General features: G+C 41.8%; 22 protein-coding genes, 1 other RNA gene and 2 pseudogenes. 6 read left to right on the top strand and 19 right to left on the bottom strand.

The features are described 5' to 3' along the window. The first annotated feature begins 350 nt into the window (after positions 1–350). Complete coding sequence (locus BS1321_RS20830) at positions 351–650, top strand: helix-turn-helix domain-containing protein (protein ID WP_063232920.1); 300 nt, start codon at positions 351–353, stop codon at positions 648–650. Positions 651–898: 248 nt separating this feature from the next. Here BS1321_RS20830 and BS1321_RS20825 read toward each other — a convergent pair whose 3' ends face one another. Then, complete coding sequence (locus BS1321_RS20825; RefSeq protein ID WP_063232919.1) at positions 899–1,180, bottom strand: SGNH/GDSL hydrolase family protein; 282 nt, start codon at positions 1,178–1,180, stop codon at positions 899–901. 446 nt (positions 1,181–1,626) lie between these two features. Here BS1321_RS20825 and BS1321_RS20820 point away from each other — a divergent pair, with 446 nt between their 5' ends. From BS1321_RS20820 to BS1321_RS20810, 4 genes are all read left to right on the top strand, one after another. Further along, a complete protein-coding gene (locus BS1321_RS20820; protein WP_063232918.1) occupies positions 1,627–2,805 on the top strand; it encodes an MFS transporter in 1,179 nt (392 codons plus the stop codon). A gap of 277 nt (positions 2,806–3,082) precedes the next feature. Next, a complete protein-coding gene (locus tag BS1321_RS20815; protein WP_063232917.1) occupies positions 3,083–3,274 on the top strand; it encodes a hypothetical protein in 192 nt (63 codons plus the stop codon). 126 nt (positions 3,275–3,400) lie between these two features. Beyond that, positions 3,401–3,526 carry a VOC family protein gene (locus tag BS1321_RS27620; protein ID WP_155726457.1) on the top strand — a complete coding sequence of 42 codons (126 nt, stop codon included), beginning with the start codon at positions 3,401–3,403 and terminating at the stop codon, positions 3,524–3,526. Positions 3,527–4,425: 899 nt separating this feature from the next. Further along, entirely contained in the window at positions 4,426–4,806 is a 381-nt protein-coding gene (locus BS1321_RS20810; protein WP_232522823.1) for a helix-turn-helix domain-containing protein, read from the top strand. A 137-nt stretch (positions 4,807–4,943) separates the two neighbouring features. Here the strand turns inward: BS1321_RS20810 and BS1321_RS20805 are convergent, their stop codons facing one another. From BS1321_RS20805 to BS1321_RS20720, 16 genes and pseudogenes are all read right to left on the bottom strand, one after another. Next, positions 4,944–6,827 carry a S8 family peptidase gene (locus BS1321_RS20805; RefSeq protein WP_063232915.1) on the bottom strand — a complete coding sequence of 628 codons (1,884 nt, stop codon included), beginning with the start codon at positions 6,825–6,827 and terminating at the stop codon, positions 4,944–4,946. A gap of 757 nt (positions 6,828–7,584) precedes the next feature. Continuing rightward, positions 7,585–8,292, bottom strand: coding sequence for an ABC transporter ATP-binding protein (locus BS1321_RS20795; RefSeq protein ID WP_063232914.1), 708 nt, complete (start codon positions 8,290–8,292; stop codon positions 7,585–7,587). Next, positions 8,292–9,074, bottom strand: a complete 783-nt coding sequence (locus BS1321_RS20790) for an ABC transporter ATP-binding protein (protein WP_034308746.1) — start codon at positions 9,072–9,074, stop codon at positions 8,292–8,294. The genes BS1321_RS20795 and BS1321_RS20790 overlap by 1 nt, the downstream gene beginning before the upstream one ends. After that, entirely contained in the window at positions 9,046–10,011 is a 966-nt protein-coding gene (locus BS1321_RS20785; RefSeq protein ID WP_063232913.1) for a branched-chain amino acid ABC transporter permease, read from the bottom strand. The genes BS1321_RS20790 and BS1321_RS20785 overlap by 29 nt, the downstream gene beginning before the upstream one ends. A gap of 13 nt (positions 10,012–10,024) precedes the next feature. Continuing rightward, positions 10,025–10,903, bottom strand: coding sequence for a branched-chain amino acid ABC transporter permease (locus BS1321_RS20780; RefSeq protein WP_063232912.1), 879 nt, complete (start codon positions 10,901–10,903; stop codon positions 10,025–10,027). Positions 10,904–11,067: 164 nt separating this feature from the next. Next, on the bottom strand, positions 11,068–12,246 hold the full coding sequence (locus BS1321_RS20775) for an ABC transporter substrate-binding protein (RefSeq protein WP_063232911.1): 1,179 nt from the start codon (positions 12,244–12,246) through the stop codon (positions 11,068–11,070). 547 nt (positions 12,247–12,793) lie between these two features. Next, entirely contained in the window at positions 12,794–13,501 is a 708-nt protein-coding gene (locus BS1321_RS20770) for an ABC transporter ATP-binding protein (RefSeq protein WP_063232910.1), read from the bottom strand. After that, on the bottom strand, positions 13,501–14,280 hold the full coding sequence (locus BS1321_RS20765; protein WP_063232909.1) for an ABC transporter ATP-binding protein: 780 nt from the start codon (positions 14,278–14,280) through the stop codon (positions 13,501–13,503). The genes BS1321_RS20770 and BS1321_RS20765 overlap by 1 nt, the downstream gene beginning before the upstream one ends. Beyond that, on the bottom strand, positions 14,255–15,226 hold the full coding sequence (locus BS1321_RS20760; RefSeq protein ID WP_063232908.1) for a branched-chain amino acid ABC transporter permease: 972 nt from the start codon (positions 15,224–15,226) through the stop codon (positions 14,255–14,257). Before BS1321_RS20760 ends, BS1321_RS20765 begins: the two co-directional genes overlap by 26 nt. A 13-nt stretch (positions 15,227–15,239) precedes the next feature. Then, positions 15,240–16,118 (bottom strand): branched-chain amino acid ABC transporter permease, encoded by an 879-nt coding sequence (locus BS1321_RS20755; RefSeq protein WP_063232907.1) that lies wholly within the window; start codon positions 16,116–16,118, stop codon positions 15,240–15,242. Between the two features lie 76 nt (positions 16,119–16,194). Further along, positions 16,195–17,382 carry an ABC transporter substrate-binding protein gene (locus BS1321_RS20750; protein WP_063232906.1) on the bottom strand — a complete coding sequence of 396 codons (1,188 nt, stop codon included), beginning with the start codon at positions 17,380–17,382 and terminating at the stop codon, positions 16,195–16,197. Between the two features lie 187 nt (positions 17,383–17,569). After that, the gene (locus BS1321_RS20745) at positions 17,570–18,331 is read right to left on the bottom strand and encodes a tRNA threonylcarbamoyladenosine dehydratase (protein WP_063232905.1); all 762 of its coding nucleotides are present in this window, start codon (positions 18,329–18,331) and stop codon (positions 17,570–17,572) included. Positions 18,332–18,442: 111 nt separating this feature from the next. Beyond that, on the bottom strand, positions 18,443–19,549 hold the full coding sequence (locus tag BS1321_RS20740; RefSeq protein ID WP_094246722.1) for a M20 family metallopeptidase: 1,107 nt from the start codon (positions 19,547–19,549) through the stop codon (positions 18,443–18,445). Positions 19,550–19,756: 207 nt separating this feature from the next. Next, positions 19,757–20,030, bottom strand: a pseudogene (locus tag BS1321_RS28240) (DUF2325 domain-containing protein). A 252-nt stretch (positions 20,031–20,282) separates the two neighbouring features. Continuing rightward, positions 20,283–20,576: pseudogene (locus BS1321_RS20725) on the bottom strand (ATP-binding cassette domain-containing protein); the annotation flags it as partial. 12 nt (positions 20,577–20,588) lie between these two features. Then, positions 20,589–21,632 carry an ABC transporter substrate-binding protein gene (locus BS1321_RS20720; RefSeq protein WP_232522713.1) on the bottom strand — a complete coding sequence of 348 codons (1,044 nt, stop codon included), beginning with the start codon at positions 21,630–21,632 and terminating at the stop codon, positions 20,589–20,591. Between the two features lie 610 nt (positions 21,633–22,242). On the opposite strand from BS1321_RS20720, the gene BS1321_RS20715 reads away from it, so the two are divergent. Beyond that, a complete protein-coding gene (locus tag BS1321_RS20715; RefSeq protein ID WP_063232903.1) occupies positions 22,243–23,154 on the top strand; it encodes a TauD/TfdA dioxygenase family protein in 912 nt (303 codons plus the stop codon). A 277-nt stretch (positions 23,155–23,431) separates the two neighbouring features. On the opposite strand, the gene ssrS is transcribed toward BS1321_RS20715, so the two are convergent. Continuing rightward, positions 23,432–23,617: non-coding RNA, 6S RNA (gene ssrS / locus BS1321_RS20710), on the bottom strand. An 86-nt stretch (positions 23,618–23,703) separates the two neighbouring features. Then, entirely contained in the window at positions 23,704–25,473 is a 1,770-nt protein-coding gene (gene aspS / locus BS1321_RS20705) for an aspartate--tRNA ligase (protein ID WP_063232902.1), read from the bottom strand. Between the last annotated feature and the right edge of the window lie 10 nt (positions 25,474–25,483).

Genomic DNA, 25,483 nt, shown 5'->3' with positions numbered 1-25,483 from the left:
GTAATTTTACAAAAAAGAAAATAGTAATACAAAGGTAATAATTGTTAATTTTTATATTGTATTAATCACATTAAATACCCCGTTTTCCAGAATATTTTCACCAGCAATTTTATTAATCCTTAGTATACACCCATTGCCATAATTTGTTAGGTCTTTTTGTTATTTAACAATATTTTCTAGAAATAACCTAACTAAATGCCTACCAAAACCGGAAAATCCGTTTATACATATAATTGTGTCAAGTATTTTAGTGCCTAGTTATCATTAAAAATGAAAGGAAAATGTGTAAACTAAAAGTAATAGTTTAAATGAGTATATAATTTTCATATTAATGGTTAGGTGTGGTCTATATGATAGGTTACCGAGTTAAATTGCTTAGGGAAGAAAGGAATATGTCAATTAGTGAACTCTCCGCAAAATCCGGCGTTGCCAAATCCTATATAAGCTCACTGGAAAGAAACCTTCAAACAAACCCTACTATTTTAGTTTTGGAAAAAATCGCTAGAATCCTTTGTATTAAGGTCGATGCTCTATTGAATGAACAAGCAGACAAGGGCATGGATGAAGAGTGGATGGAAATTATGCAGGATATTATGGGTTCAGGAATATCGAAAGAGGAAATGCGCGAATTTATTCAAGATAGAAAGTGATGTCTTTAAGGATTGAGAAATTATGATACCGCTTTCTTTAGGTGCAAATGCAAAGAGTAAACTTTAAAAGGAGAAAAGTGGATATAGCTACTTTTCCCCCTTTTATTACTTTTTAAAATATTCCTCAATCGCCTCGAACCATATGTAATGCCCTTGGTAATTAGGATGGATGTTAACATTAGTCAGTATATCAGCCAATCTCCTATTCTTTCTCTTTAGCTTCTTTTCTATCCCTCTTTACTATTCATTTATGCCCATTTATTCGTTTTGATGACCTGCTCGAAAGCTTGAATATAATCCAAATAATTCAACCCTAAACTATACTCCATTTTACTATTTGGGTTTGGTGAAATGATTAGAATTTTTGCATTCGGCAGCTCTTTCTGTAACTTTGTCATGATATTTTCCAAATCTTTTTCCGTCTGTTCCAAGCTAAGTGATTGATAATGATTATTTATCAGCGAATTTTCAAAAATAATCAGATCCGGATTATCTTGTATTACCTCTTTATTTAGCTTTCCTTCCAGCAAATCCTCTATTGAATCCCCCCAAGTCCATGATTAATGAAACTTAGTGTTTCCAAGTCATCACGATCAACGCGAAAACTCTTCTCAAAGCGCCCTGTATAATATAGTAGAAATGCATCAAATGCCTCATACAAATAGAGCGTTTTTATTTATAATTATCACAAGAAAACCAAGCCGAGAGGTGTGTTCAATATGGTTGGTAAAAATGAAGGGAATTTCTTTAAAGGACTTTTGTTTGGTACATCTTTGAGCATACCGTTATGGATTTCTTTTATCGGATGGATAAAGTTGATCATTAATAGTTTATTTTAGAGCCCTGGGGCTCTTTTTATTTTGTAATAGTCAATATTACTTAGATTTATAGTGATCACTTAATTTTTATAGATTGTTCTCTATAACTTTAGTAAAATGAGAATGATAATTACTATCAATTGAGGAGAATAACTATTATGGGTGTACCCTTGTTAAAAGAAGAACTTCCGGTTTCTAATAGAATCTGGACACGTGATTTTATTATGATTTTCTTAGCTAACTTCTTTGTTTTTTTATCCTTTCAGATGACTTCCCCTACCCTCCCGCTTTTTGTAAAAGAGCTTGGCGGAAATGAACGGTATATTGGGTTAGTTGCTGGCATGTTTTTATTTTCTGCTCTGATTGTCCGCCCCTTTGCTGGACAGGCCTTGGAAACAAAAGGTAGACGTTTTGTTTTCCTGTTCGGTCTAGCCCTTTTGGCTGTAGCGATTGGCTCGTTTGGATTTATGATGAGTATTTTCCTTCTATGCGCTATGAGGATTGTACAAGGGATTGGCTGGGGATATACGACCACCGCATCAGGTACGATTGCCTCCGATCTTATCCCGGCAAAGCTTCGGGGTGAGGGAATGGGATACTTCACTTTATCGGGTAATTTGGCAATGGCTTTTGGTCCTTCATTTGGGCTTTTCTTAGCGGATGTTTTAACCTTTCAACATTTGTTTTTATTTTGCGGAGTATTAAGCCTGGCAGCTTGGATCATGGCTTCAACAATTACTTATAAAAAAGTAGATCATGCTTCTGTCCCAGTAAAAACTAATAGGTTTGACATTTATGAAAAAAGCGCTGTTGCTCCATCCGTTCTTGTTTTTTTCATCACGGTAACTTTTGGCGGGACTGCTACCTTCTTACCGCTCTATACAATCGAAAAAGGTCTGACAGGTATTCAAGGATACTTTTTTCTTTACGCTTTAGCCCTTATTTTCACACGTATGTTTGCTGGAAAAATCTATGATCAAAAAGGACATCAAGCTGTCTTCATTCCGTCTACTCTTTTTATCGTAGTAGCGATGCTATTGCTAGCCTGGATGCCAAGTAACATGATTCTGTATATGGCAGCTATTTTTTATGGCATTGGATTCGGTGCTGTCCAACCCGCTCTTCAAGCGTGGTCTCTTGAACACGCTGCCCGAAACCGAAAAGGTATGGCCAATGCCACTTTCTATTCCTTCTTTGATCTTGGAATCGGTTTCGGTGCCATCCTCTTCGGACAAATCGGCTATCTTTTCGGGTATATAAGCATTTACATAATGTCAGCAGTCTCTGTGGGGATTTCAATATTGGCTTACCTATGGATTTTAAGAAAAATGAATTAATTACACATTATAGGACATCTTTATGGATGTTCTTTTTTTGTGAAAACAGAAATGATCTTGTAGAACAGTTTTATACGAAGATCTAGAGCCCCAGAGAACCACAAGGTCTTTAATGAAATTGTTCCTGACACAAGCCTAATACACATGAATCAAATTAAGCATTTTTTAACCCCATGTAAACTATGTAATGGTTTTATTTGTTTTAAGTAATGTTATTGTATTTCCTGTTTCCTTCTCTCTTTTTCGTTGTATGATAGAAAAAAAAGGAGTTTTGGGAATGATTATTCTGCAGTATATTGGAAAAGTTTTTTCATTCATGCATAAGGATATACCGGAAACTCATGTTAAATGCCATGTTTGTGCAGGTACAGGTGCCTACGATATTTATACAGATTGTCTTACCTGTAATGCAAAGGGATTAATAAGTAAAATTGAGTATAATAGGAGGCTTGAAGAGGGTGAGATTTAAAGAATTTCATGAGGTCGATATATGTAATCAAAGAAGCAATATTGACTATTGCTTCTTTTTTTTGTCCAAAACGGTGCCGTTTGTCCCTCACCTTAAAAGGGTATTTTATTATCAGGGGGGATACATATGACAGCAATTACTAACATTGGATTGGCTGTACCTGATTTGGATACCGCGATTAAATGGTATGAGCAGGTATTGGGATTCAAATTTGTGCCCCATTTTTCGGACAGTATAAAAAAGCGCCTATGAAGCTAATAAGTGGTCCCCGTATTGTACCGTGGCTATTTTCTTTAGCCCCTATTGATAACGACACTCATTATATTCTTCAATAACTCGATCAACTTCTTTCTTCACATCCGTTAATGATTCTGCTATATCTTTAAAGTGGCCAAAAAACTTTCCATCGTCGCATCATTAACCCAACAGTTTCCCTTGCGGAACATGGATTGGGTAGCCCAAGTTCCTTCACTTTGTTTTGAAATTGCGGAATAAGTGTATTGGAAGCCTTAGTCAGAATGCAGGATTGCACTCCGATGGAACTCGTGATTCACAGCCTGCCTTAGCTTATTTATAGTCACATAAACGATATTCATATCTAATGATGTGGAATGATACATAACTATTTCTTTTTTTGGCCACATCTTTTACGCATGACAAATACGCCTTTTGATCCTTCCATAATAAAGGTAGGTAATGTCTGTATCGTACAACTTTAACTCTTTAAGTGCCTCTATCCAAAGACGTAGCATTTCATCGTCGTCTGTTAAAACTACAATAATCTTAATATCATCACCTATGTATACGAATTAGCCCGGGGTTCTTCCAATGACTAAAGCTATGTAACTCTCCTTCTTGATGTTATATAGGGAATATAGACAATTCAGAATAATTGTTTATTCCTTTTTTTAATTAATTGCTGATATAAATAAATATATTAGAGATACAAAAGAATTTTTAATTTATACAAACAATAATTAAGCCCCTCTCTTTTTAGAGAAGGGCTTTAACAATGGAGAAGTACCTTCGGGGTAGCACAATAATAGAAGAGTGATTAGTGAAAAGCGCTTAAGCCTATCACATATCAGATTGGCTACTTATAGATTTTGTTAGTTTAAAAAATGATAAGTCAAGGAGTGTTAAATTTGAAAGTGGAAGGTGTATATACTTATTTATGTAAAAATTGTCAAACACTGTTTGGCGTAGTATCTCGTCTTTCTGTTATGGAAGATAGAATTGATACTCTGACGTGTCCTAAGTGTTCTAAGAAAGTAGCAGTATGCATTGGAGAAGGGCATATAAATTACGTAACTCATGAAAGAAGGGAAAAAATAATAACGAACGAAACGGATGAGATATCACAACTACCAGAATTATTAACTGTAGAGCATTTGGCAGATTATTTAAATGTTAGTGAAAGAACTGCTGATGAATACATGGGAAGTCCCGATTTTCCTTTAATTCGTTTAAAAAGGTCCAAGAGGGTTTTCAGGGATGACTTTTTAGACTGGTTACAATCAAAGAAAAAATAAAACAAGAAGAAATCGTTTAGAAATTGTAAAGCTGGGGTGCTACGTAATGGCAGCACCTTATTTGTGTTTTTAAAATAAAACGAAGATAGCAGCAAGAACAGCCCCCAAATCGAATATTGGGGGCCGCCGTTTTCTTATCACTTTTTAACCGTGACTTTTCTGGATTCGCTTACGTTTTTCGCTTTGTCTTTGGCATAGGTATATAAGTTCTTCCCGGCTTTTTGCTTGGGAATTTTAACCGAGAATGTGCCTTTAGTCGTTGCTGTGGCAGAGCCGATCACTTTTCCTGATGCTTTGATGGAGATTGTGGAGTTGGCTTCTGCTTTGCCTGTTACTTTTGTCGTTTTTGTGGTTACTGTGTTGACCGTCGGTTTACTTGGTGCTGTTTTGTCTGCGACGGTCACGGTTTTGATCGAGCTTATATTTCCTGCTTTATCGGTTGCTGTAACGGATAGGACTTTTCCGGCCTTTTGTTTTTTTGACATCGTTACGGTGAAATTCCCTGCACTGTTGGAATTTGCTTTGCCAAGAACCGTACTGCCGGTTTTGACGGTGACGGAAGATCCCGCTTCTGCTTTGCCGGTTACTTTAACGGTATTGTCACCTACCGTATTTACGGACGGTCTTGCAGGAGCCGTTTTATCTGCCACTTTAAATGAAACCGGGATACTTTTATTTCCCGATTTATCGATGACCCTAGTAGAGATTGTCGTTCCGGCTGTTTGTTTTGCGATAGTCGCTGTAAACGTTTTTTCGCCGTTGATCTTCACTGTGGCGAGTTGTTTTTTATCGGTATAAATGGAGACGGTCCCCGTTTTGAAATCAGTCGGAATTTTCCCATTGATCTTGGTATCCTTATCGGAAATCGCGGTCACGGCCGGCTTGGTTAGCGTCTTCATCTCCAGTGCTTTTTTGGCATTGACCCGCCCGTTTCCATAGTATATGTCCTTCCCTTTTGTACCTAGGTCCACGGCTGAATCATAGAGGCGGTATTCTACCTCGGTTTTGTTAAGTTTGGGCTCATGTGACCAAATCAGTGCCGCTACACCCGCAACCATCGGCGTGGCCATCGATGTTCCGCTCATCCAGCCGTATTTACCATATGGCAAGGTTGAAAGGATATCATCTCCAGGGGCCGCAATATCGACTGTTGAATGGTAGTTGGAATAACTGGGACGCTTGTCCCTTGAGTCAGTGGCAGCAACGGAAATGACATGGCTGAATGCCGCTGGGTACACACGCTGTACATTTTTCCCCATATCCCCTTCATTCCCGGCAGCCGCGACGATCAGTACGCCTTTTTTATAGGCTTCCTGGACAGCCTTGTTCAAGGCCTCCGAATAACTGGTATCTCCTAAGCTCATATTGATAATGTTTGCCTTTTGCTGAACGGCATAATGTATCGCCTCAATGATATCAGCAGTATCGGCATACTCTCCATCAAAAACGTTAATCGGCAGTAGTTTAACATTCGGAGCAACACCCGTTCCGCCTAAGCCGTTGTTCGCAGAGCCGGCAATGATGCCAGCGATATGCGTTCCATGTGCCCCTTTTGGTATGATATGCTTCCGATTGTTTATCGTATCATAGGCATTGACGATCTTCCCTTTTAAATCTTCGTGGTTGCGATCGATGCCGTCGTCAATGATGGCCACTATTATTTCATTTGATCCCGTTGATTTTGTCCACGCTGCATTCGTACCAAGCTTTTTATGATGCCACTGGTCTATGTAGGCTGGATCGTTCGGGCTTTCCATCTTCTTGAAAAGATAGTTTGGTTCTGCATATTCCACATTCTTCTGTTCTTCAAGTTCCTCGATCAGGTTGTCGGTTGTTTCCCCTTTAGGGACCTCCACCTTTTCTATCAACTCTTTGATCGGCTCATCGTTCGTCTCTTTATATTTGACGATGACACCATCGGATTGCGGTGTCTCTTCTGCAGAAGCAGAATTCGGCTTGTAGATTGGAAGAATTATAAACAGCAATAATACCGGCAGTAAAACCTGAATAAGTTTGTGCATGAAATCACTCCAAAAAATATGATTAAGAATAGTTGTGGATGAAATTTAATTATGAACCCATTCTACTATTATCCTTAACTAGATTGTATACCGTGTGATTTGGTTTTACTAACCTTTTTATCTAGTTAAAATAGCTTATTTAAAAATCAAAAAACCGCTTTAAAGCGGACTCAGTTTGCCGGAAAAATTAGGTTCTGCCTAAATTTCATATGAACGGAAGGTACGAGACTCCTGCGGGAAAAGCTCGTCCAAGAGAGACCACGCAGACGTGAAGTGGCGAGGGCGATCCGCCCGCGGAAAGCGAGTCCAGAAGTGGAAATCAACAATCCCTCAAAAAGACTGTAGGCAAAAGGAGTTCTATCTTACTATTAAAACTAAGTTGATTGGAGCGGAAGGTACGAGACTCCTGAGGGAAAAGCGAGTCCAGGGGAGACCCCGCAGACGCGAAGCGGCGAGGGCGGACCGCCCGCGGAAAGCGAGTGCCTGGAGTGGAAATCAACAATCCCTCAAAAAGACTGTAGGCAAAAGGAGTTCTATCTTACTATTAAAACTAAGTTGATTGGAGTGGAAGGTACGAGACTCCTGCGGGAAAAGCGAGTCCAGGGGAGACCCCGCAGACGCGAAGCGGCGAGGGCGGACCGCCCGCGGAAAGCGAGTGCCCTACGTCCCAATCAACGTTCGAGTTACAAATAAAAAAACTGCAGGCAAACTCGAAATTCATCGAGTTTCTCTGCAGTCTGAAACGCTATAAAACGGTTTAATGTCCTCCTAAATAGGCATTCTTGATTTCTTCGCTTGCGGTCAGTTCCTCTGATTTGCCTGATAGGACAATTCGGCCGGTTTCGACAACATAGGCTCTGTCCGCGATGGATAGTGCTAAGTTGGCATTTTGTTCGACCAGCAGAATCGTTGTACCTGTTTTATTGATTTCTTCGATGATATGAAAGATTTGCTTCACCAATAATGGAGCAAGTCCCATGGATGGCTCGTCCAATAACAGAAGCCGGGGCTTGGCCATGAGTGCCCTGCCCATTGCGAGCATTTGCTGTTCCCCGCCGGAAAGGGTTCCGGATTGTTGTTTCAGGCGCTCTAGCAAACGCGGGAATAATTCATAGACTTTCTCCATATCCTGCTTGATGCCTGCCTTATCCTTACGTAAATAAGCACCAAGCTGAAGGTTTTCTTCTACGGTCATGTTGGCAAAGACCCGCCGGCCTTCAGGGACATGGGAGATGCCCATTTTCACGATGGATTGTGCTGCCTTTCCGCCGATGGATTGCCCTTCGTATATAATCTTCCCTTGTTTTGGTTTTAATAGGCCGGAAATGGTTTTCAGCATCGTGCTTTTCCCGGCTCCGTTTGCCCCGATCAGGGTTACGATTTCGCCTTCGTTAATAGAAAGCGAGATTCCTTTCAAGGCTTGAATGTTTCCGTAATAGACGTTGATGTCCTCGATTTTTAACATTATGAAACCTCCTCGCCCAGATAGGCCTCGATGACTTTTGGATTGTTACGGATTTCCTCAGGCTTTCCTTGAGCGATCAGTTGTCCGTGATCGAGTACGTATATGCGTTCGCAAACACCCATGACGAGTGGCATATCATGTTCTATCAATAATACGGTCAAATCAAATTTCTCACGGATGAGGGCAATAAGGTTCATGAGCTCATGCGTTTCCTGTGGGTTCATCCCCGCAGCCGGTTCATCCAGCAAAAGCAGTTTCGGGTTGGCTGCAAGTGCACGGGCGATTTCCAAACGTCTTTGTTTACCATATGGCAGGTTCTTCGCCTTTTCATCCTTATATTGATCAAGGTTGAAAATCTTCAGGAACTCAATCGCCTTTTCATCCATTTCCTTTTCGCCTTTAAAATGAATCGGCATACGGAAGATCGAACTTAAAATGCCATGCTTCGAAAGCGAATGATAGGCTACTTTTACATTATCGATCACGGATAGTTCACTGAATAAGCGAATGTTCTGGAATGTCCGGCTGATCCCTTTTTGCGTGATTTTATATGGAGGCAGTTTTCTTAAGTTCTCACCTTCTAAAGAAATCGTGCCTTCTGTCGGGACGTAAACTCCTGTCAGCAAGTTAAAGAAAGTTGTTTTTCCAGCGCCGTTCGGCCCAATCAAGCCAATTAGTTCTCCTGGATATAACTCGACGTTAACATCAGAAACGGCTTTGAGCCCTCCGAACTGGATGCCGACCGAATCGACTTTAAGCAGCGGTGTTTTTATTTTTTTCATGGCTGCTTCCTCCTTTACGTTTGAACATGGATGTTATTTCTTTTGTCCCCATTAAACCCTGTGGACGATATAGCATCATCACGATAAGCACAAGGCTGTAGATGATCATTCGTGTTTCCGGATAATCCTGCAGGAAAGTCGTGACAACCGTCAGTAATATCGCGGCCAATACGGCACCGGAAAGACTTCCAAGACCGCCAAGTACGACTAGGATCAAAATGTCGAAAGATTTCAGGAATCCGAAGTTCGATGGCTGGATGATATAGAAGTTATGAGCGTAAAGCCCTCCAGCAATACCGGCAAAAAAAGCACCGATCGCAAACGCGACAACTTTGTAATAAGTCGTATTGATTCCCATCGAATCGGCAGCCGTCTCGTCCTCGCGGATCGATATGCAGGCCCTGCCATGGGTCGAGCTAGTAAAGTTTCGGATGACGATGATCGTAACGATGACGGAAGCGAATACCCACGGCCAAGTGGTCAAATGGGAAACCTGTATGCCGCTCGCCCCGCCGACATAATCAATATTCAAAAGCATGATCCGGACGATTTCCCCAAAACCCAGGGTCGCAATCGCCAGGTAGTCACCTTTTAAGCGTAAGCTTGGAATTCCGATGATCAAACCTGCCACCGCTGACGCCAAACCGCCAACTATCAATGCCGCATAAAATGGCATTTCCAGCTTCATCGTCATAACGGCTGAAGCATAGGCACCGACTGCCAGGAATCCGGCATGTCCGATCGAGAATTGTCCGGTTATCCCGATGATCAAGTGCAGGCTCGCTGCCAGAATGATATTGATCCCGATGAACATGAGCGTATTTTGATAAAAAGGATTTAGCGATCCGCCGCCGATTAACACTTGAACTACGGCGAAAAAGATCAATGATAGTGAAATCGAGAGCCAAAAACCTTTTGCTCGCTTAATTGTAGTCATTGCTTTGTCTCCCCTATACTTTTTCTTTTTTGTTTTTACCGAATAAGCCTTGTGGCATGAAAATCAAGATAAGAATCAGTACGACGAAGGCTACAGCATCACGCCATAATGAGTAACCGGCGGCACTGACCAAAGCTTCGATGACACCTAGCAATAGTCCACCGACCATCGCGCCCGGTATAATCCCGATCCCTCCAAGTACGGCGGCAACGAATGCCTTCAATCCCGGAAGCACACCCATGAGCGGCTCGATCTTAATATAGTAAATACCGAAAATGACGCCTGCTGCCCCAGCCAAAGCGGAACCGATTGCAAAGGTGGCAGAAATCGTGTTATCAACATTTATCCCCATCAGCTTAGCAGCATCCGCGTCGAAGGAAACGGCACGCATCGCTTTTCCTATTTTTGATTTATGAACGATGATTTGAAGGATGATCATCAGGACTACAGCCACTCCAAAAATCAAAACCGATTGACTATTGATGGAAACTCCAAAAATATTGAACTTGTCTGTCGGCAATACATCATTCGGATAAGCTTCCGGCTGTGCACCGCGGACGTAGATGAATCCGTATTCGATTAAAAGGGAAACACCGATGGCAGTGATAAGTGCCGCAATACGTGTTGCGTTACGCAATGGCTTGTACGCGATACGCTCGATCAATACCCCAAACAGCGCACAGACCGTCATCGAGATTAATAGGGCTGGCACGAATGACAAATCCAGAACCGTTATCGAGTAAAACCCAACGAATGAGCCGACCATGAATACATCGCCATGTGCGAAGTTTATCAATTTAACAATCCCGTAAACCATCGTATATCCGAGAGCGATAAGGGCATAAATACTTCCTAGTGAAACCCCGTTTATTAACTGTTGTATCAATTCCATGTTCGACTCTCCTTGAAAATCTATATTTTATAAGTGATAAGTCCAGGCTCTTTGCATTCCTCTTAGGGGATGTTCAGCGAGCTGGTATGCTTGAAAAATGAGAATTCGCCAGCACCTTCTTTTTAATGAAGGGCCGGCGAAAGGGTTGGAGTTGTTCTCCGAAATTAAGGATTGATTTTTGTGTTAAATACTTGTTTTCCCTCTTTAAATTCAAGGATGGTAGCAGATTTGATTGGATTATGTTTTTCATCCAATGTGAATGTACCCGTTACAAGCTCAAGGTCAGCCGTTTTTTCCAGCGCTTCTTTGATTTTTTCTGAATCCGCTGAACCAGCACGTTTAATCGCGTCTGCAAGGAAGTATCCTGTGTCATATCCTAGAGCGTTAAATGCATCCGGGGATTTATCTTTGTACTTCGCTTTAAACGCTGACACAAAATTCTGAATTTTCTTATCAGGGTCACCTGAAGAATAATGGTTCGTGATGAACGTATTATTTAGAGCTTTTGCACCGGCAATTTCAATTAGCTTAGGAGAATCCCAGCCGTCGCCGCCCATGAATGGAACGTCAAGTCCAGTTTCCCGTGCCTGCTTCACGATCAGACCAGCTTCCTCATAGTAACCAGGAAGGAAAATGAAATCAGGTTTTGCCGATTTCAAACGAGTCAATGTGGAACGGAAGTCAGTATCCTTGGCAATGTAAGCTTCCTCAGCTACGATCTTTCCGCCATTTTTTTCGAATTGTTCTTTAAAGGCTGCGGCTAACCCTTTTGAATAATCACTTGCGCTGTCAATATAGATGGCTGCACTTTTCGCTTTGATTTCTTTACTGGCAAAGTTCGCAGCTACCGTCCCTTGGAACGGATCGATGAAGCTTGTCCTGAAAATGTAATCATTCAATTTATCCTTGCTGAAAGTGATTTCAGGGCTTGTACCAGAAGGTGAGATGACTGGCACTTTATTATCCTGTGCAATCTGTACTTGTGCAATTGAGTTCGTGCTTGTCGCTGCCCCTACGATCGCTGCAACCTGATCTTGTGATGTCAGCTTGATCGCTCCGCTTGTCGCTTCGGACGCTTCAGATTTATTATCGACTTTAATTAGTTTGATTTTTTTACCGTCAATGCCTTCTTTATTGATTTCTGCAGTTGCAAGCTCCAGGCCTTCTGCAATCGATTGTCCATATGAAGCGACACCGCCTGATAACTCAAGGTTGACACCGATCTTGATCGTATCTCCATCCCCGCTTGATTTTTCAGATGAACCAGAGCCGGAACAACCCGCTAGCACTCCTGCAGCAAGTGTTAGAGAAAGGAATGCACTTGCTAATTTTTTCTTTTTCATAAATAATCCCCCCATTTTGTAATCAAGCTCTGATGCATGAATATTTATTCATAATGCTTCAGAAAAAAATTGATTAGATGAAATGTTTCAAATTAAATTAATATTTCGAAAAATAGTTTACCGCATAATTTTCATTCCGTCTATACAATAATTGCGAGAAGATTCCGCTAAATAGGATATTTTTCACAGGGAGTCTATATCATTTTTATCTTTATATATTTTAAATATTGTGAAAATAGGCGGTATAATCAGAAAAAACTGATAATTAAATTATATTGATATTTTAAACTCCTTATTTACTGATCAAAAAATTTTATTCATTCTCTTATTTTTTTCATCCTATTAATTACATTTTTGCCAAAATACAAGTATATTGATAGGGAATTAAACCCAGTTTTTTCGTGCTTTTTTAGTCTTAATTCCTATATCAAAATTGAATAATACTATATTGGATGTATAAAATCATGCATGAATCTCCTGAGCCTTTTTATCTTCCTGTATATTTTGCATATCCCAATATCAATTAAAAAAACCGCCAAACGGCGGTTCAGTGGCCTCCTAAATAGGCCATTTTTATTTCTTCACTTGATGTTAGTTCCTCGGCATTGCCCGACAGGACGATTCGGCCCGTTTCAACAACATAGGCCCGATCTGCAATGGATAAAGCGAGGTTGGCGTTTTGCTCGACCAAAAGGATCGTTGTGCCGGACTCACTGATTTCCTGAATGATGTTGAATATTTGCTTCACCAGAAGTGGTGCAAGGCCCATCGAAGGTTCATCGAGCAGTAATAAACGTGGTTTCGCCATTAAAGCCCGGCCCATTGCAAGCATCTGCTGTTCTCCGCCGGATAGGGTGCCGGCCTGCTGCTTGATTCTCTCCAGCAGCCTCGGAAATAACTCATGGACCTTTTCCATATCTTTATTGATGCCCTCTTTGTCTTTTCGCAAATAAGCCCCAAGCTCCAGGTTTTCGGCAACCGTCATGTTGGCGAAGACACGCCGCCCTTCAGGTACATGGGATATGCCCATTTTCACGATGGACTGTGCAGCTTTTCCTCCGATCGGATTGCCTTCGAACAGGACTTTTCCTTGCTTTGGTTTTAACAGTCCGGAAATCGTTTTGAGCAGTGTGCTTTTTCCCGCTCCGTTCGCCCCGATCAAAGTCACGATCTCCCCTTCGTTTATCTCCATGGAAACCCCTTTTAACGCTTGGATATTGCCATAATAAACATTGATGTCCTCTATTTTCAGCATCAGGAAACCTCCTCCCCTAGATATGCCTCGATAACCTTTGGATCGTTCCGGATTTCTTCCGGCTTTCCGTGAGCGATAAGCTGTCCATGATCAAGGACATAAATCCGTTCGCATACCCCCATGACCAGTGACATATCATGTTCGATTAGCAAAACGGTAAGGTTGAATTCCTTCCGGATAAAAGCAATGAGGTTCATCAATTCTTTTGTTTCATGCGGGTTCATCCCAGCTGCGGGTTCGTCCAGTAAAAGAAGTTTCGGATTGGCGGCAAGAGCACGGGCGATTTCCAGCCGCCTTTGCTGTCCGTATGGGAGATTCTTCGCTTTTTCATCCTTAAAATGATCGAGGTTAAGTATCCTCAAGAATTCCAACGCCTTTTCATCCATTTCCTTTTCCCCGGAAAAATGTCCCGGCAGCCGGAATATGGAGCTTGGAATTCCATGCTTGGCAAGTGAGTGGTAAGCAACCTTCACGTTATCGATTACGGATAGCTCACTGAAAAGGCGGATATTTTGAAAGGTCCTCGATATCCCTTTTCTCGTAATTTTATAAGGCGGCTGCTTATTTAAATTTTCCCCGTTCAAGGCAATCGTCCCTTCTGTAGGGACATACACACCCGTCAATAAATTGAAGAAGGTCGTTTTCCCTGCCCCATTCGGTCCAATCAGGCCTACAAGTTCCCCTGGAAATAATTCCACGTTCACATCGGAAACGGCTTTCAATCCGCCAAAACGGATACCCACCGAATCTACTTTAAGCAACGGTATTGTGGCTTCCATCCTTTGGGCCCCCTTTCGTTTTTTTATGTGTGAACAATGATGTGATTTCTCTTGTTCCCATTAAACCCTGTGGGCGGAAGATCATCATCAGGATCAGGACAAGGCTGTAGATGATCATCCTCGTTTCCGGATAATCCTGAAGGAATGTCGTCACGATCGTCAGTAAAATGGCAGCCAAAACCGAACCTGAAAGACTTCCAAGACCGCCAAGTACGACGAAAATCAGTATATCGAAGGATTTTAGGAAACCGAAATTCGATGGCTGGATAATATAAAAATTATGGGCATAAAGCGATCCGGCAATTCCGGCAAAAAAAGCTCCGATGACAAAAGCCGCCACTTTATAATAGGTCGTATTGATTCCCATCGCATCAGCCGCCGTTTCATCTTCCCTTACGGATATGCATGCACGTCCATGAGTCGAATTGGTGAAATTCCTGATGACTAAGACGGTGATCATGACACAGGCAAAAACCCATGGCCAAGTAGTCAGGTGGGATACCTGCATCCCGCTTGCACCGCCTACATATTCAATATTCAAAAGGACGATCCGGACAATTTCCCCAAATCCAAGGGTAGCAATCGCCAGGTAATCCCCCTTCAGACGCAAGCTGGGTATCCCGATCACCATACCCGCAACAGCGGCTATTACGCCCCCAGCCAATATAGCTATGATGAAAGGAAGTTCCAGCTTCATTGTCATGACTGCGGAAGCATAGGCCCCGACCGCTAAAAAACCTGCATGCCCGATCGAGAACTGGCCGGTTATTCCAATGATTAAATGAAGGCTCGTCGCCAGCATTATATTGATGCCGATGAACATGAGCGTGTTGATATAAAAGGGATTGAGCATACCGTTTGAAATGGTGTACTGCATGATTCCGAAAAAAATAAGTGCGAGCACGATCGAGATCCAAAAACCCTTTGAATTCTTTAAAGTAGTCATCGCCATGTCTCCCCTATACTTTTTCTCTTTTATTTTTACCGAACAGTCCCTGCGGCAAGAAAATCAAAATCAAGATAAGTACTACGAAAGCCACACCATCACGCCATAATGAGTAACCGGCTGCACTGACCAAAGCCTCGATCACTCCAAGCAGTAGACCGCCGACCATCGCTCCCGGAATGATGCCGATTCCGCCCAAGACGGCTGCAACAAATGCTTTAAGGCCAGGAAGGACACCCATCAACGGCTCGATTTTAATATAGTAGATTCCAAAAATGACACCAGCCGCCCCTGCCAGGGCCGAACCTATGGCGAACGTAGCTGAAATCGTATTATTCACATTGATTCCCATCAGCTTAGCGGCTTCGGAATCGAATGAAACGGCACGCATCGCTTTGCCGATTTTGGTTTTATGGACAACGAATTGTAGGATGATCATTAAAATGATGGATACAGATAAGATCAATATCGATTGACTGCTGATGGAAACTCCAAATATATCGAGTTTATCCATCGGAAGGACGTTATTTGGATAGGCTTCCGGCTGGGCGCCCCGGATGTAAATCAGCCCATTTTCTATCAGAAGGGAAACACCGATGGCCGTTATCAAGGCCGCAATCCGTGTTGCATTACGAAGGGGTTTATAAGCAATGCGTTCAATTAAAACGCCAAAGATGGCACATGTGACCATCGAAATCAATAAAGCTGGGATGAAGGATAAGTCCATTACGGTAATGGCGTAAAACCCTACAAATGAACCGACCATGAATACGTCGCCATGGGCGAAGTTTATGAGCTTGACGATTCCATATACCATCGTATAACCAAGCGCGATCAAAGCATAAATGCTTCCGAGTGAAATGCCATTTACCAATTGCTGAATCAGTTCCATATTGCACTCTCCCCGTTAAGGTGTTTTTTAAGTGAATATAGAATAGGGGGGACTTGCCCCCTATCCACGTAAGGTATTATGGATTGATTTTTGTTTTGAATTTTTGTTTGCCATCTACATATTCCAAGATGGTCGCCGATTTGATCGGATCATGATTTTCATCAAGGTTCAGCGTTCCGGAAACTAATTGAAGATCTTTGACATCTTCCAACGCTTGTCTGATTTTTTCGGGAGAAGCATCTCCAGATCTCTTTATGGCATCAGCCAGGTAGTACCCAGTGTCATAGCCAAGTGCGGCAAAGGCATCCGGTGTTTTATCGTATTCCTTTTCGAAGGCTGCAACGAAATCCTGGATTTTTGCATCTTCATCTTCCGGTGAATAGTGATTCGTGATATAAGTATTTTTTAAAGCCTCCGCTCCGGCAATTTCAACGACCTTCGGGGAATCCCAGCCGTCTCCACCCATGAATGGAAGGTCTATGCCGTCTTCACGTGCCTGTTTTAAGATCAATCCGACTTCTTCATAATAACCAGGAAGGAATACGAACTCTGGTTTTGCGGATTTGATACGTGTCAATGTAGAGCGGAAATCAGTATCTTTAGTTACATAAGCTTCTTCCGCCACGATTTTACCGCCCTTGGCAGTGAACGCTTCTTTAAAAGCTGCGGCCAGTCCTTTAGAATAATCACTTGCGCTATCCACATAGATCGCAGCCGTCTTAGCCCCTATTTCGTCAGATGCGAAATTGGCTGCCACTGTACCTTGGAATGGATCGATAAAGCAAGTTCTGAATACATAATCATTTAATTTTCCAGCTTTGTTTGTAATGTCGGGATTTGTTGCAGTTGGTGTAAGTAGAGGAACTTTATTATCCTGTGCGACCTGAACCTGTGCCAATGTATTCGTGCTTGTCGCAGATCCGACTACAGCCACGACTTTGTCCTGGCTGACTAACTTGATCGAACCGCTTGTAGCTTCGGCTGCATCTGATTTATTATCAACCTTGACAATTTCCAGTTTTTTACCGTCGATGCCTTCTTTATTAATTTCATCGATGGCCAGTTTCAAACCATCTGCAGCCGATTGGCCGAATGATGCCGTACCTCCGGATAATTCAAGGTTTGCCCCAATTTTTATCGTGTCACCCGATTTTGATGAGCCCCCGCCTGAACTGCTAGTTTTTGAGTCGCCGCTACAACCTGCCAGCGCCCCTGCAACCAATGAAAGTGATAGAAACACTCCTGCTAGCTTTTTCTTCTTCATTTGAAACCCCCTTGTTTTGTATGTTCTTTTAAACAAATAGAATATCAGAATAAAAATAATATTCTGAAAACAGTTTATCTCATTCTTTCGACCCCGTCTATATGATATGGATAAAAAAGTTATTAAAAGGGAATATCTACTATTCGACAAAAAAAAACTGACCCTTTATAGAGTCAGTTACTTTTTATCAATCGTTTACACGGCGAACTTCAATGTCTTTTAATATATCATTGATTACCCAGCTTGCTGCAATTAAGCCAGCTACGGATGGTACGAAAGCATTCGAAGACGGAGGCATTTGGGCTTTACGGATTTTAGCCTCATCATTGCCGACTTCTTTTCGGACATCTTCACGAATGACAATAGGGCTCTCGTCGGAGAAAACAACGGGAATTCCCTTTGTTATGCCCTCTTTACGCAATCTAGTACGAATGACCTTTGCAAGCGGATCGGTATGCGTTTTGGAGATATCGGCAATTTGAAAACGCGTCGGATCCATCTTATTAGCGGCCCCCATGCTTGAAATCACCTTGATATTCCGTTTCAGGCATTCCTTCATCACATGTATCTTATAAATGACCGTATCCGATGCATCAATGACATAGTCCAGGCCATAACTGAAGAATTCCTCAAACGTTTCTTCTGTATAGAACATTTTAAGAGCGATCACTTCGCAGTCGGGATTGATGTCGTGAATGCGATTTTTCATCAATTCCGCTTTCGGTTGACCGACTGTTGATAATAGAGCATGGATCTGCCTGTTTACATTTGTGATGTCGACATCGTCTTTATCCACTAGAATAATACGGCCTACCCCCGTACGTGCCAATGCTTCGGCTGAAAAAGAACCAACGCCTCCTACACCCAGGACAGCAACGGTCGTGTTTTTCAGTATATCGATTCCTTCCTTGCCAATTGCCAATTCATTTCGTGAAAACTGATGCAGCATATATATTCAACTCCAATAAATTCTGTTCTTATTTAGCTTCCCAATTAACAATATATCATAAACATCATTTATGACAAGCGAAATATGAGCAGTCTAATCGGAATTAGTGCACTAGGTCATTTTTGATAATTTTTGAATGACGGTTGCCAATAGGAGTGTCCTTTCAGTCAGGCTTGGTATTTCCAAATACTCCTCTACACTATGTGCATTCCCTCCAATGGGCCCGAGTCCATCCACTGTCGCGATTCCCAAATCAGAAGTGATGGAAGCATCCGAACCCCCACCCGTGGCCGTATCCGTGATTTCGATGCCGATTTCCTTCCCAGCCTGACGGATCGTCTCTAGAAGAGAGTTCGTCTTCTCATTCTTTTCCATGGGAGACCGGTCCATTTTCCCGCTTAATGTCGTTTTCGTTCCTGAAATATAGGTTTCAGCACAGATTTTTTTCAGCTGCTTGAGGATGATGTCTTCCTGCTTTTTTTCCGAAATCCGCACATCCACAAAAGCAGCCGCATGGGAAGCTATCGTATTGACAGCGGAACCTCCTTCAATAATACCGACATTAACGCTGATTCCAGTCTTTTGATCATTCAATCGGTGTAAGGCGATGATCTTATGGGCCAATTCTTCAATTGCACTTCGTCCCTTTTCCGGTTCGATCCCTGAATGGGCGGCCACCCCCACGATATCCACTTTAAACTGACCGCAGCCCCTTCTTGCCGTGACAAGTGAACCGTCTGTCCTTGCCGGTTCAAGAATTAACGCGATCTTCTTATCGGCCGCTTTTTCCGATATGAGTGAAGCGGACGAAGGAGACCCGATCTCCTCATCACTATTAAGAATGATTTGGACATGCTTATAGCCTGTCTGCCCCGTCTGCTTCAAACAATAGATCGCATAAAAAAGCTCAACCAGACTAGCCTTCATATCAGCTACACCAGGACCGTATGCCCGATTTCCATTCACTTTAAAAGGACGTTTTTGCGCTGTGCCTTCCGGAAAAACCGTATCCATATGGGCGACGACCAGAATATGCGGTTGATGCGCTTCACGATGCTGGATGACAAGCTGATTGCCATAATTCTGCTGCTCAACGGTATTCACAATAAAATCCAGGCTTTCAAATTTCGTTTTTAAAATCGTACCAATTTCATCAATACCCTTTTTCGTATGAGAACCACTATCTATATTCACTAGCCGCTCCACTAATTGAAGCATTTCCATCCTCTTTGCATACAATAAATCTTTCAAAGCCCTCACTACTTTCTATCCTTGGCTGACTGTTGCTCAGCCTTACTATAATTTACGAATCTATATTGAGGAATGTTACTTAAATGGGGATATTTGAAGTTCATTCGATGTTTTTTTTGGTTTTTTCGTGAGTTTGGTGTCTTTACTCGGCTTTTCACCTAGATTAGCTATGAATCATAGGTGTTTTTTCAATTCAATATATATGGAGCACCAGGAACGTTTAGAAAAACGAATGGGTATCTCCTGTTTTTTTGAGCTTTTCTTTTAATAACCATTGAAAGGTTGTGATTAATGTAGTCAGTCAAAACTTAGATTAAATCGACTTTCCTTGATATTTCCTTTCGAGTCATCTGTGTGTTCCTTCCGTTAAGATGGATCACTTCCTTAAACCCTTCCTGCTCTAGCTTTTGGTGATGTTACCGAGTTTATCTCCACCAACAACTAACAATGATTACATATCCTAATTCCCCTCCTTTAAATAGAAAAAACTTTAACTCTTAGGCTTAAAAACTCCTAAGGGTTAAAGTCATTAAACCTTCCACTGACAATAAAAAAAGTTTACGCGTCCCAAAACAATTTCTAATGTAGCCGCACAAAGGAGCGATGATTCCCGTCGCCAGGGTGAACCCTGTCGTGAGCCATTGCACCGTAGTCAAATCCGTATCGAAAATATCCATGAAACCAGGTAATGAGCCATTCAAGGAAACAACGCATACTGCTGAAAGACAATCCCACGATCTAAACCAGGCCCCTCAATCGGTTTTCCATCCAGCAAAACCTGTCCCGAAGTGGGTTTTGTTAAACCACCTAGAAGATCAAGCAACGTCGATTTTCCGCATCCTGATGGCCCTACTAATGTAAGAAACTCTTCACTTTTCACGGAAAAATGAACATTTTTAATGGCCGTAAACTCTTTAACCGCTCCCTTTCTTTGATCTGAATCTCTTATTTTAAAAACTTTACTTACATATTCAAACTGAATTTTGTCTACCATACCATCACCTCATTATTTTCTTTTCAACTCATCTTTATAAGGATTAAATTCATTCGTATATAAATCATCCAATTTCACTTGACCTTCTTTAAACTCACCACTTTTCTCCAGCCAGTCGACCCACACTTGGAATTCTGGTTCCTGAATAAAGCCGCCTTTCTCCGCTATACCTGGGCTCTTCCAATATTGAATCGTTTCTGTATCTTCCTTACGACCCCTTTTCTCAATAATCGATTCAAAACGAGCAATGACTTCTTCTCGAGGCGTTGTCCGTGTCCATTCAATGGCTTTTGCTGTTGCTTCTACAAACTTGTTCACCGTGTTCGGATTTTCTTTAATAAATGCCTCTTTAAAGACAAGGCTACCTGCTGTAAAGGAGCCAAACAAATCATAATCACTAAAGAGCTTTCTGATTCCTCCTTTTTCTAATGCTCGATCACGCAACATTCCACTTAAAACCGCTACATCAATTTGTTTCTGACGAAGCGATTGTTCTGTATTCACTGGTGGCACAACAACTAAAGTAACTTGCTTAATTTCCTCATTCGTTAGCCCATTTTGTTTTAAATATTCTTTTAAAATGAATTCAGAATGTGCTCCCATCGTGTTCATACCGACTTTTTTACCAATTAAATCTCGAGCGTTTTTAATCGGGCTGCCATTCAATACATAATAACCACTAAACGTATCTTTATCACTGCCGTAATACCCAATGACCGATTTAATCGGTGCCCCGCTTGCTATCAATTTGGCAATCGCACCGTTAAAAGCACCGCCAAAATCAGTTTCACCCGTCGCTGCATTTTGAATAGACGATGGTCCACTAGTTGTATTTCCTATCCATTCCAATTTAATTGGATCAAGATACCCTAAATCTTGTGCTAACTCTGGATAAGTAACAGTTCCAACAGAGCCCTCATATTTTAAACTAAGAGTTTCATACTCCCCTTCACTTTCCGCTACCGTTTTCTCCTCCTGACATCCAACCGATAAAACGACTGATAATACAGCTATTAATACAATTCCTGTTGCTCGCCAACTCTTCAAAATCTTCAATTCCTTTCCCTCCATCTTCCCTCCAATAGAAAAAACCTTTACCACAAACGAATAACGCTCGCTGTAAAGGCCTCCAGAAGACTAGTCGGCTATTTCATCTACCAAAAAAACCGGAGACATCACTTTAAATTAAAGAGAAGTCTCCGGTTGTCCGGTCAATGAATTAATAATTCCTATTGAAATACTATGTATTTATTTTTCTTATACTAACAAGTTAATTTTCAATAGTCAACCCGAAATTCAGATAATTCTAAATTAACTATATGATCTCCTGTTCAATTGTCGATTAACTGTTCCCTAAAACTGAGAAGCTTTTTAATAAAGGATCTTCATTTATTTTTGGAAAGTTATCTTTATAATCAACGAGTCCATTTCAATTTGTAACCAACCAATTTGCCCATTTTTGAATTAACAAAAAATTCAAAATTATAATTGACATACTTATCCTACCAGTTTAATATTTTATCAAACCGATAGGAATTATATTATTTCGGATTCGTTTTGCTGACCAGTCACCTGGAAGCCAGAGCTCTTATGCTCTGGCTTTCTTTTGTATTATCGGTTTACCATAAATGCTCGCTATGCGGTCTAAAAACAAGGAGGCAATAAAATGAGTAATGTCAAACAAGTTCAAAATTCATCAACAATCGTTGTAAAACAAGTTGCTGCACGTATTGGTGCAGACATATCAGGGATTAAACTCTCTGAAGATCTGGATGCTAACACAGTTAAATCAATCCGCGAGGCGATCTTAAAGCATAAAGTTGTATTCTTCCGTAATCAGGATCATCTAGATGATAAGGGACAAGAAGCTTTTGCAGGACTACTTGGAAAACCAGTTGTTCATCCAACTGTTCCAGTAAAGAATGGCTCAAATTATATATTGGAATTGAATTCTGATCATGGTGGTGGTCGAGCTAACTCATGGCATACAGATGTTACGTTTGAAGCCGCATACCCGAAATTCTCCATTTTACGGGGAGTTGTGATACCGGAAGTAGGTGGCGATACCGTTTGGGCGAATACAACCACTGCTTATGAAAACCTGCCAGCAGAATTACGAAATCTTGCTGATCAATTATGGGCACTCCATACTAATGACTATGATTATGCTGCAAAACGCTCCAATGTCTCTTCTGAGACTAATAGTCACTATAAAGACGTATTTACTTCCACTCTATATGAAACCGAACATCCAGTTGTCCATGTACACCCTGAAACCGGAGAGCGTCATCTTTTACTCGGCCATTTTGTGAAGAAATTTGTCGGCCTTTCTTCCTTAGATTCAGCCCAATTGTTTTCCGTCCTCCAAGAACATGTTACACAAATAGAAAATACCGTTCGCTGGCGATGGAGTGCTGGAGATGTCGTCATCTGGGATAACCGTGCAACTCAGCATTATGCAGTAAATGACTATGATGATGCACAAAGAGTTGTTCGAAGAATTACAATTGACGGGGAGGAACCTATTAGTTTAGATGGTCGTCGTAGCATCACAAGAACGAAAGTTAAAAATAATTAATAGCAAGTATCATCATCACCATCAAGCTAAGGAAAATCATTACCCCAAGTATGAAAAGGACGCTATTCTTTCTATTTCTTGATGGAAAGGATGGTGTTTTTTTATGTGTCGCGAGTTTTCAGACGAACTTAACCCCCTTTTCACTCTGGCTTAAAAAGTTGTGAATTCTCGCCATTTACTCGTGGATTCGCTCTATTCACGCCCTTCGCTCGTAAGTTCACTATTTTAACGCACAAAAAAACCCATGTTATTTAACATGAGTTGCTTTGTAAGGTGTAAGAGTCCCAATTGTGCCGTTTACGCCTTTGTTTTGAACCCGCTCTCCGCAGGTGGGTGCTCGGTTCCTCGCGTTTGTAAGTCCTCTTCGAGGGAGGCTTTTACGCGGCCAGGAAACTAGTGCTCCCGGTAACTATAAGTGTTCGGTCAAAACTTATAGGTTAAAGAACGAACACATCAGGACTCTTACTTATTGAAGATATCATATCATAATGCTTAACTCTATTTCAAGAGAAAGCACCTAGGTATTTTTTCATATTTTTCCCAAATAAATTATTTTTTAAGTGCTGCTAGTCTTAGGTTAAGTTCGGCCAATTGCTTGTCACTTACAGTACTCGGTGCGTCAACGAGCAGGTCGCTTGCGCTTGCTGTTTTCGGGAACGCGATGGTGTCGCGAAGGTTCGTGCGGCCTGCAAGCAGCATGACCATGCGGTCCAGTCCAAGGGCGATTCCGCCGTGTGGAGGCGTTCCGTATTCGAATGCATCCATTAGGAAGCCGAATTGTGCGTTTGCTTCTTCTTCTGAGAATCCAAGTACTTTGAACATTTTTTCCTGAACGTCGCGTTCGAATATCCGCAGTGATCCACCGCCAAGTTCGTAGCCGTTCAAGACAAGGTCATATGCTTGTGCACGGACGCTTGCTGGGTCTGATTCCAATTTGTCCATGTCTTCACGGAATGGCATTGTGAATGGATGGTGTGCTGCATAGTAGCGTCCTTCTTCTTCGTCATATTCAAGTAATGGCCAATCCGTCACCCATAGGAAGTTGAATTTGCTTTGATCGATCAAGCCTCTTTCTTTACCAAGCTTGTTGCGAAGTGCTCCAAGTGCATCAGCGACTATGCCTTTCTTATCCGCCACGAATAAGATTAGATCGCCTACTTCAGCTTCCAATACAGATACTAATTGCTCTTGATCTTCTGCGAAGAATTTGGCGATTGGCCCTTTTACGCCGTCTTCTTCAACTTTCAGCCATGCAAGGCCTTTTGCACCGTAAATCGCTGCAAATTCAGCCAATCCATCAATATCTTTACGTGAATAATCCGCATTTCCGTCCTTAACGACGATCGCCTTAACTTGTCCGCCGTTCGCAACAGCGCCGGTGAACACTTTGAAATCACTGTCTTTGACGATTTCGGAAACATCTTTAAGTTCCATTCCGAAGCGTGTATCCGGTTTGTCGGAACCGTAACGGCTCATTGCTTCATTGTATGTCATTCTAGGGAATGGAAGTGTTACGTCCAGTCCTTTTACGTCTTTCATCACTTTAGCCATCATTTTTTCTGCGGTGTTAATGATATCTTCTTGGCTCATGAAGCTTGTTTCAATATCGATTTGCGTGAATTCAGGCTGTCTGTCAGCACGTAAGTCTTCATCACGGAAACAGCGGGCAATTTGATAATAACGTTCGAACCCGGATACCATCAATAGCTGCTTGAAGATTTGCGGTGACTGCGGAAGTGCATAGAACTCACCTTCGTGTACACGGCTAGGCACTAAATAATCACGTGCTCCTTCAGGTGTACTTTTTGTTAAGATAGGTGTTTCGATATCAAGGAAGCCTTCACCGTCCAAGTAATCACGGATTGCTTTTGTTGTTTGGTTACGCATTTTCAACGTTTCGAACATCGCTGGACGACGCAGGTCCAAATAACGATATTTCAAGCGGATGTCTTCTGATACATCCGTTCTTTCATCAATGATGAATGGAGGGGTCTTTGCTTCGTTTAAAATTGTAACGTTTTCGGCTTGAACTTCGACGGTCCCTGTTGTTACGTTCGGATTGAAGTTGGCTTCATCACGTTTGATTACTGTCCCTTGAATATCAAGGACGTATTCATTACGGATTTTTTCGGCTGTGGCCAGCGCGTCTGCCGAAATGTCTGGATTGAAAACGACCTGGACGACTCCGCTTCTGTCACGTAGGTCGATAAAGATGACCCCGCCTAAATCCCGGCGTTTTTGTACCCATCCTTTTAATGTTACTTTTTCACCAATAGCTGCTTCTGTCACTTCACCATTGAAGTATGTTCTGCCAAACATGGTATTTCCC

Source organism: Peribacillus simplex NBRC 15720 = DSM 1321, assembly GCF_002243645.1.
Taxonomy (GTDB): domain Bacteria; phylum Bacillota; class Bacilli; order Bacillales; family DSM-1321; genus Peribacillus; species Peribacillus simplex.
This window is presented reverse-complemented; position numbering and strand designations above follow the sequence as displayed.

Excerpts from the sequence above, each read along its gene's own strand:
- BS1321_RS20830 (WP_063232920.1), top strand. The coding sequence starts at position 351 with ATGATAGGTTACCGAGTTAAATTGCTTAGGGAAGAAAGGAATATGTCA.
- BS1321_RS20820 (WP_063232918.1), top strand. The coding sequence starts at position 1,627 with ATGGGTGTACCCTTGTTAAAAGAAGAACTTCCGGTTTCTAATAGAATC.
- BS1321_RS20815 (WP_063232917.1), top strand. The coding sequence starts at position 3,083 with ATGATTATTCTGCAGTATATTGGAAAAGTTTTTTCATTCATGCATAAG.
- BS1321_RS27620 (WP_155726457.1), top strand. The coding sequence starts at position 3,401 with ATGACAGCAATTACTAACATTGGATTGGCTGTACCTGATTTGGATACC.
- BS1321_RS20805 (WP_063232915.1), bottom strand. The coding sequence starts at position 6,827 with ATGCACAAACTTATTCAGGTTTTACTGCCGGTATTATTGCTGTTTATA.
- BS1321_RS20795 (WP_063232914.1), bottom strand. The coding sequence starts at position 8,292 with ATGTTAAAAATCGAGGACATCAACGTCTATTACGGAAACATTCAAGCC.
- BS1321_RS20790 (WP_034308746.1), bottom strand. The coding sequence starts at position 9,074 with ATGAAAAAAATAAAAACACCGCTGCTTAAAGTCGATTCGGTCGGCATC.
- BS1321_RS20785 (WP_063232913.1), bottom strand. The coding sequence starts at position 10,011 with ATGACTACAATTAAGCGAGCAAAAGGTTTTTGGCTCTCGATTTCACTA.
- BS1321_RS20780 (WP_063232912.1), bottom strand. The coding sequence starts at position 10,903 with ATGGAATTGATACAACAGTTAATAAACGGGGTTTCACTAGGAAGTATT.
- BS1321_RS20775 (WP_063232911.1), bottom strand. The coding sequence starts at position 12,246 with ATGAAAAAGAAAAAATTAGCAAGTGCATTCCTTTCTCTAACACTTGCT.
- BS1321_RS20770 (WP_063232910.1), bottom strand. The coding sequence starts at position 13,501 with ATGCTGAAAATAGAGGACATCAATGTTTATTATGGCAATATCCAAGCG.
- BS1321_RS20765 (WP_063232909.1), bottom strand. The coding sequence starts at position 14,280 with ATGGAAGCCACAATACCGTTGCTTAAAGTAGATTCGGTGGGTATCCGT.
- BS1321_RS20760 (WP_063232908.1), bottom strand. The coding sequence starts at position 15,226 with ATGACTACTTTAAAGAATTCAAAGGGTTTTTGGATCTCGATCGTGCTC.
- BS1321_RS20755 (WP_063232907.1), bottom strand. The coding sequence starts at position 16,118 with ATGGAACTGATTCAGCAATTGGTAAATGGCATTTCACTCGGAAGCATT.
- BS1321_RS20750 (WP_063232906.1), bottom strand. The coding sequence starts at position 17,382 with ATGAAGAAGAAAAAGCTAGCAGGAGTGTTTCTATCACTTTCATTGGTT.
- BS1321_RS20745 (WP_063232905.1), bottom strand. The coding sequence starts at position 18,331 with ATGCTGCATCAGTTTTCACGAAATGAATTGGCAATTGGCAAGGAAGGA.
- BS1321_RS20740 (WP_094246722.1), bottom strand. The coding sequence starts at position 19,549 with ATGCTTCAATTAGTGGAGCGGCTAGTGAATATAGATAGTGGTTCTCAT.
- BS1321_RS20715 (WP_063232903.1), top strand. The coding sequence starts at position 22,243 with ATGAGTAATGTCAAACAAGTTCAAAATTCATCAACAATCGTTGTAAAA.
- aspS (WP_063232902.1), bottom strand. The coding sequence starts at position 25,473 with ATGTTTGGCAGAACATACTTCAATGGTGAAGTGACAGAAGCAGCTATT.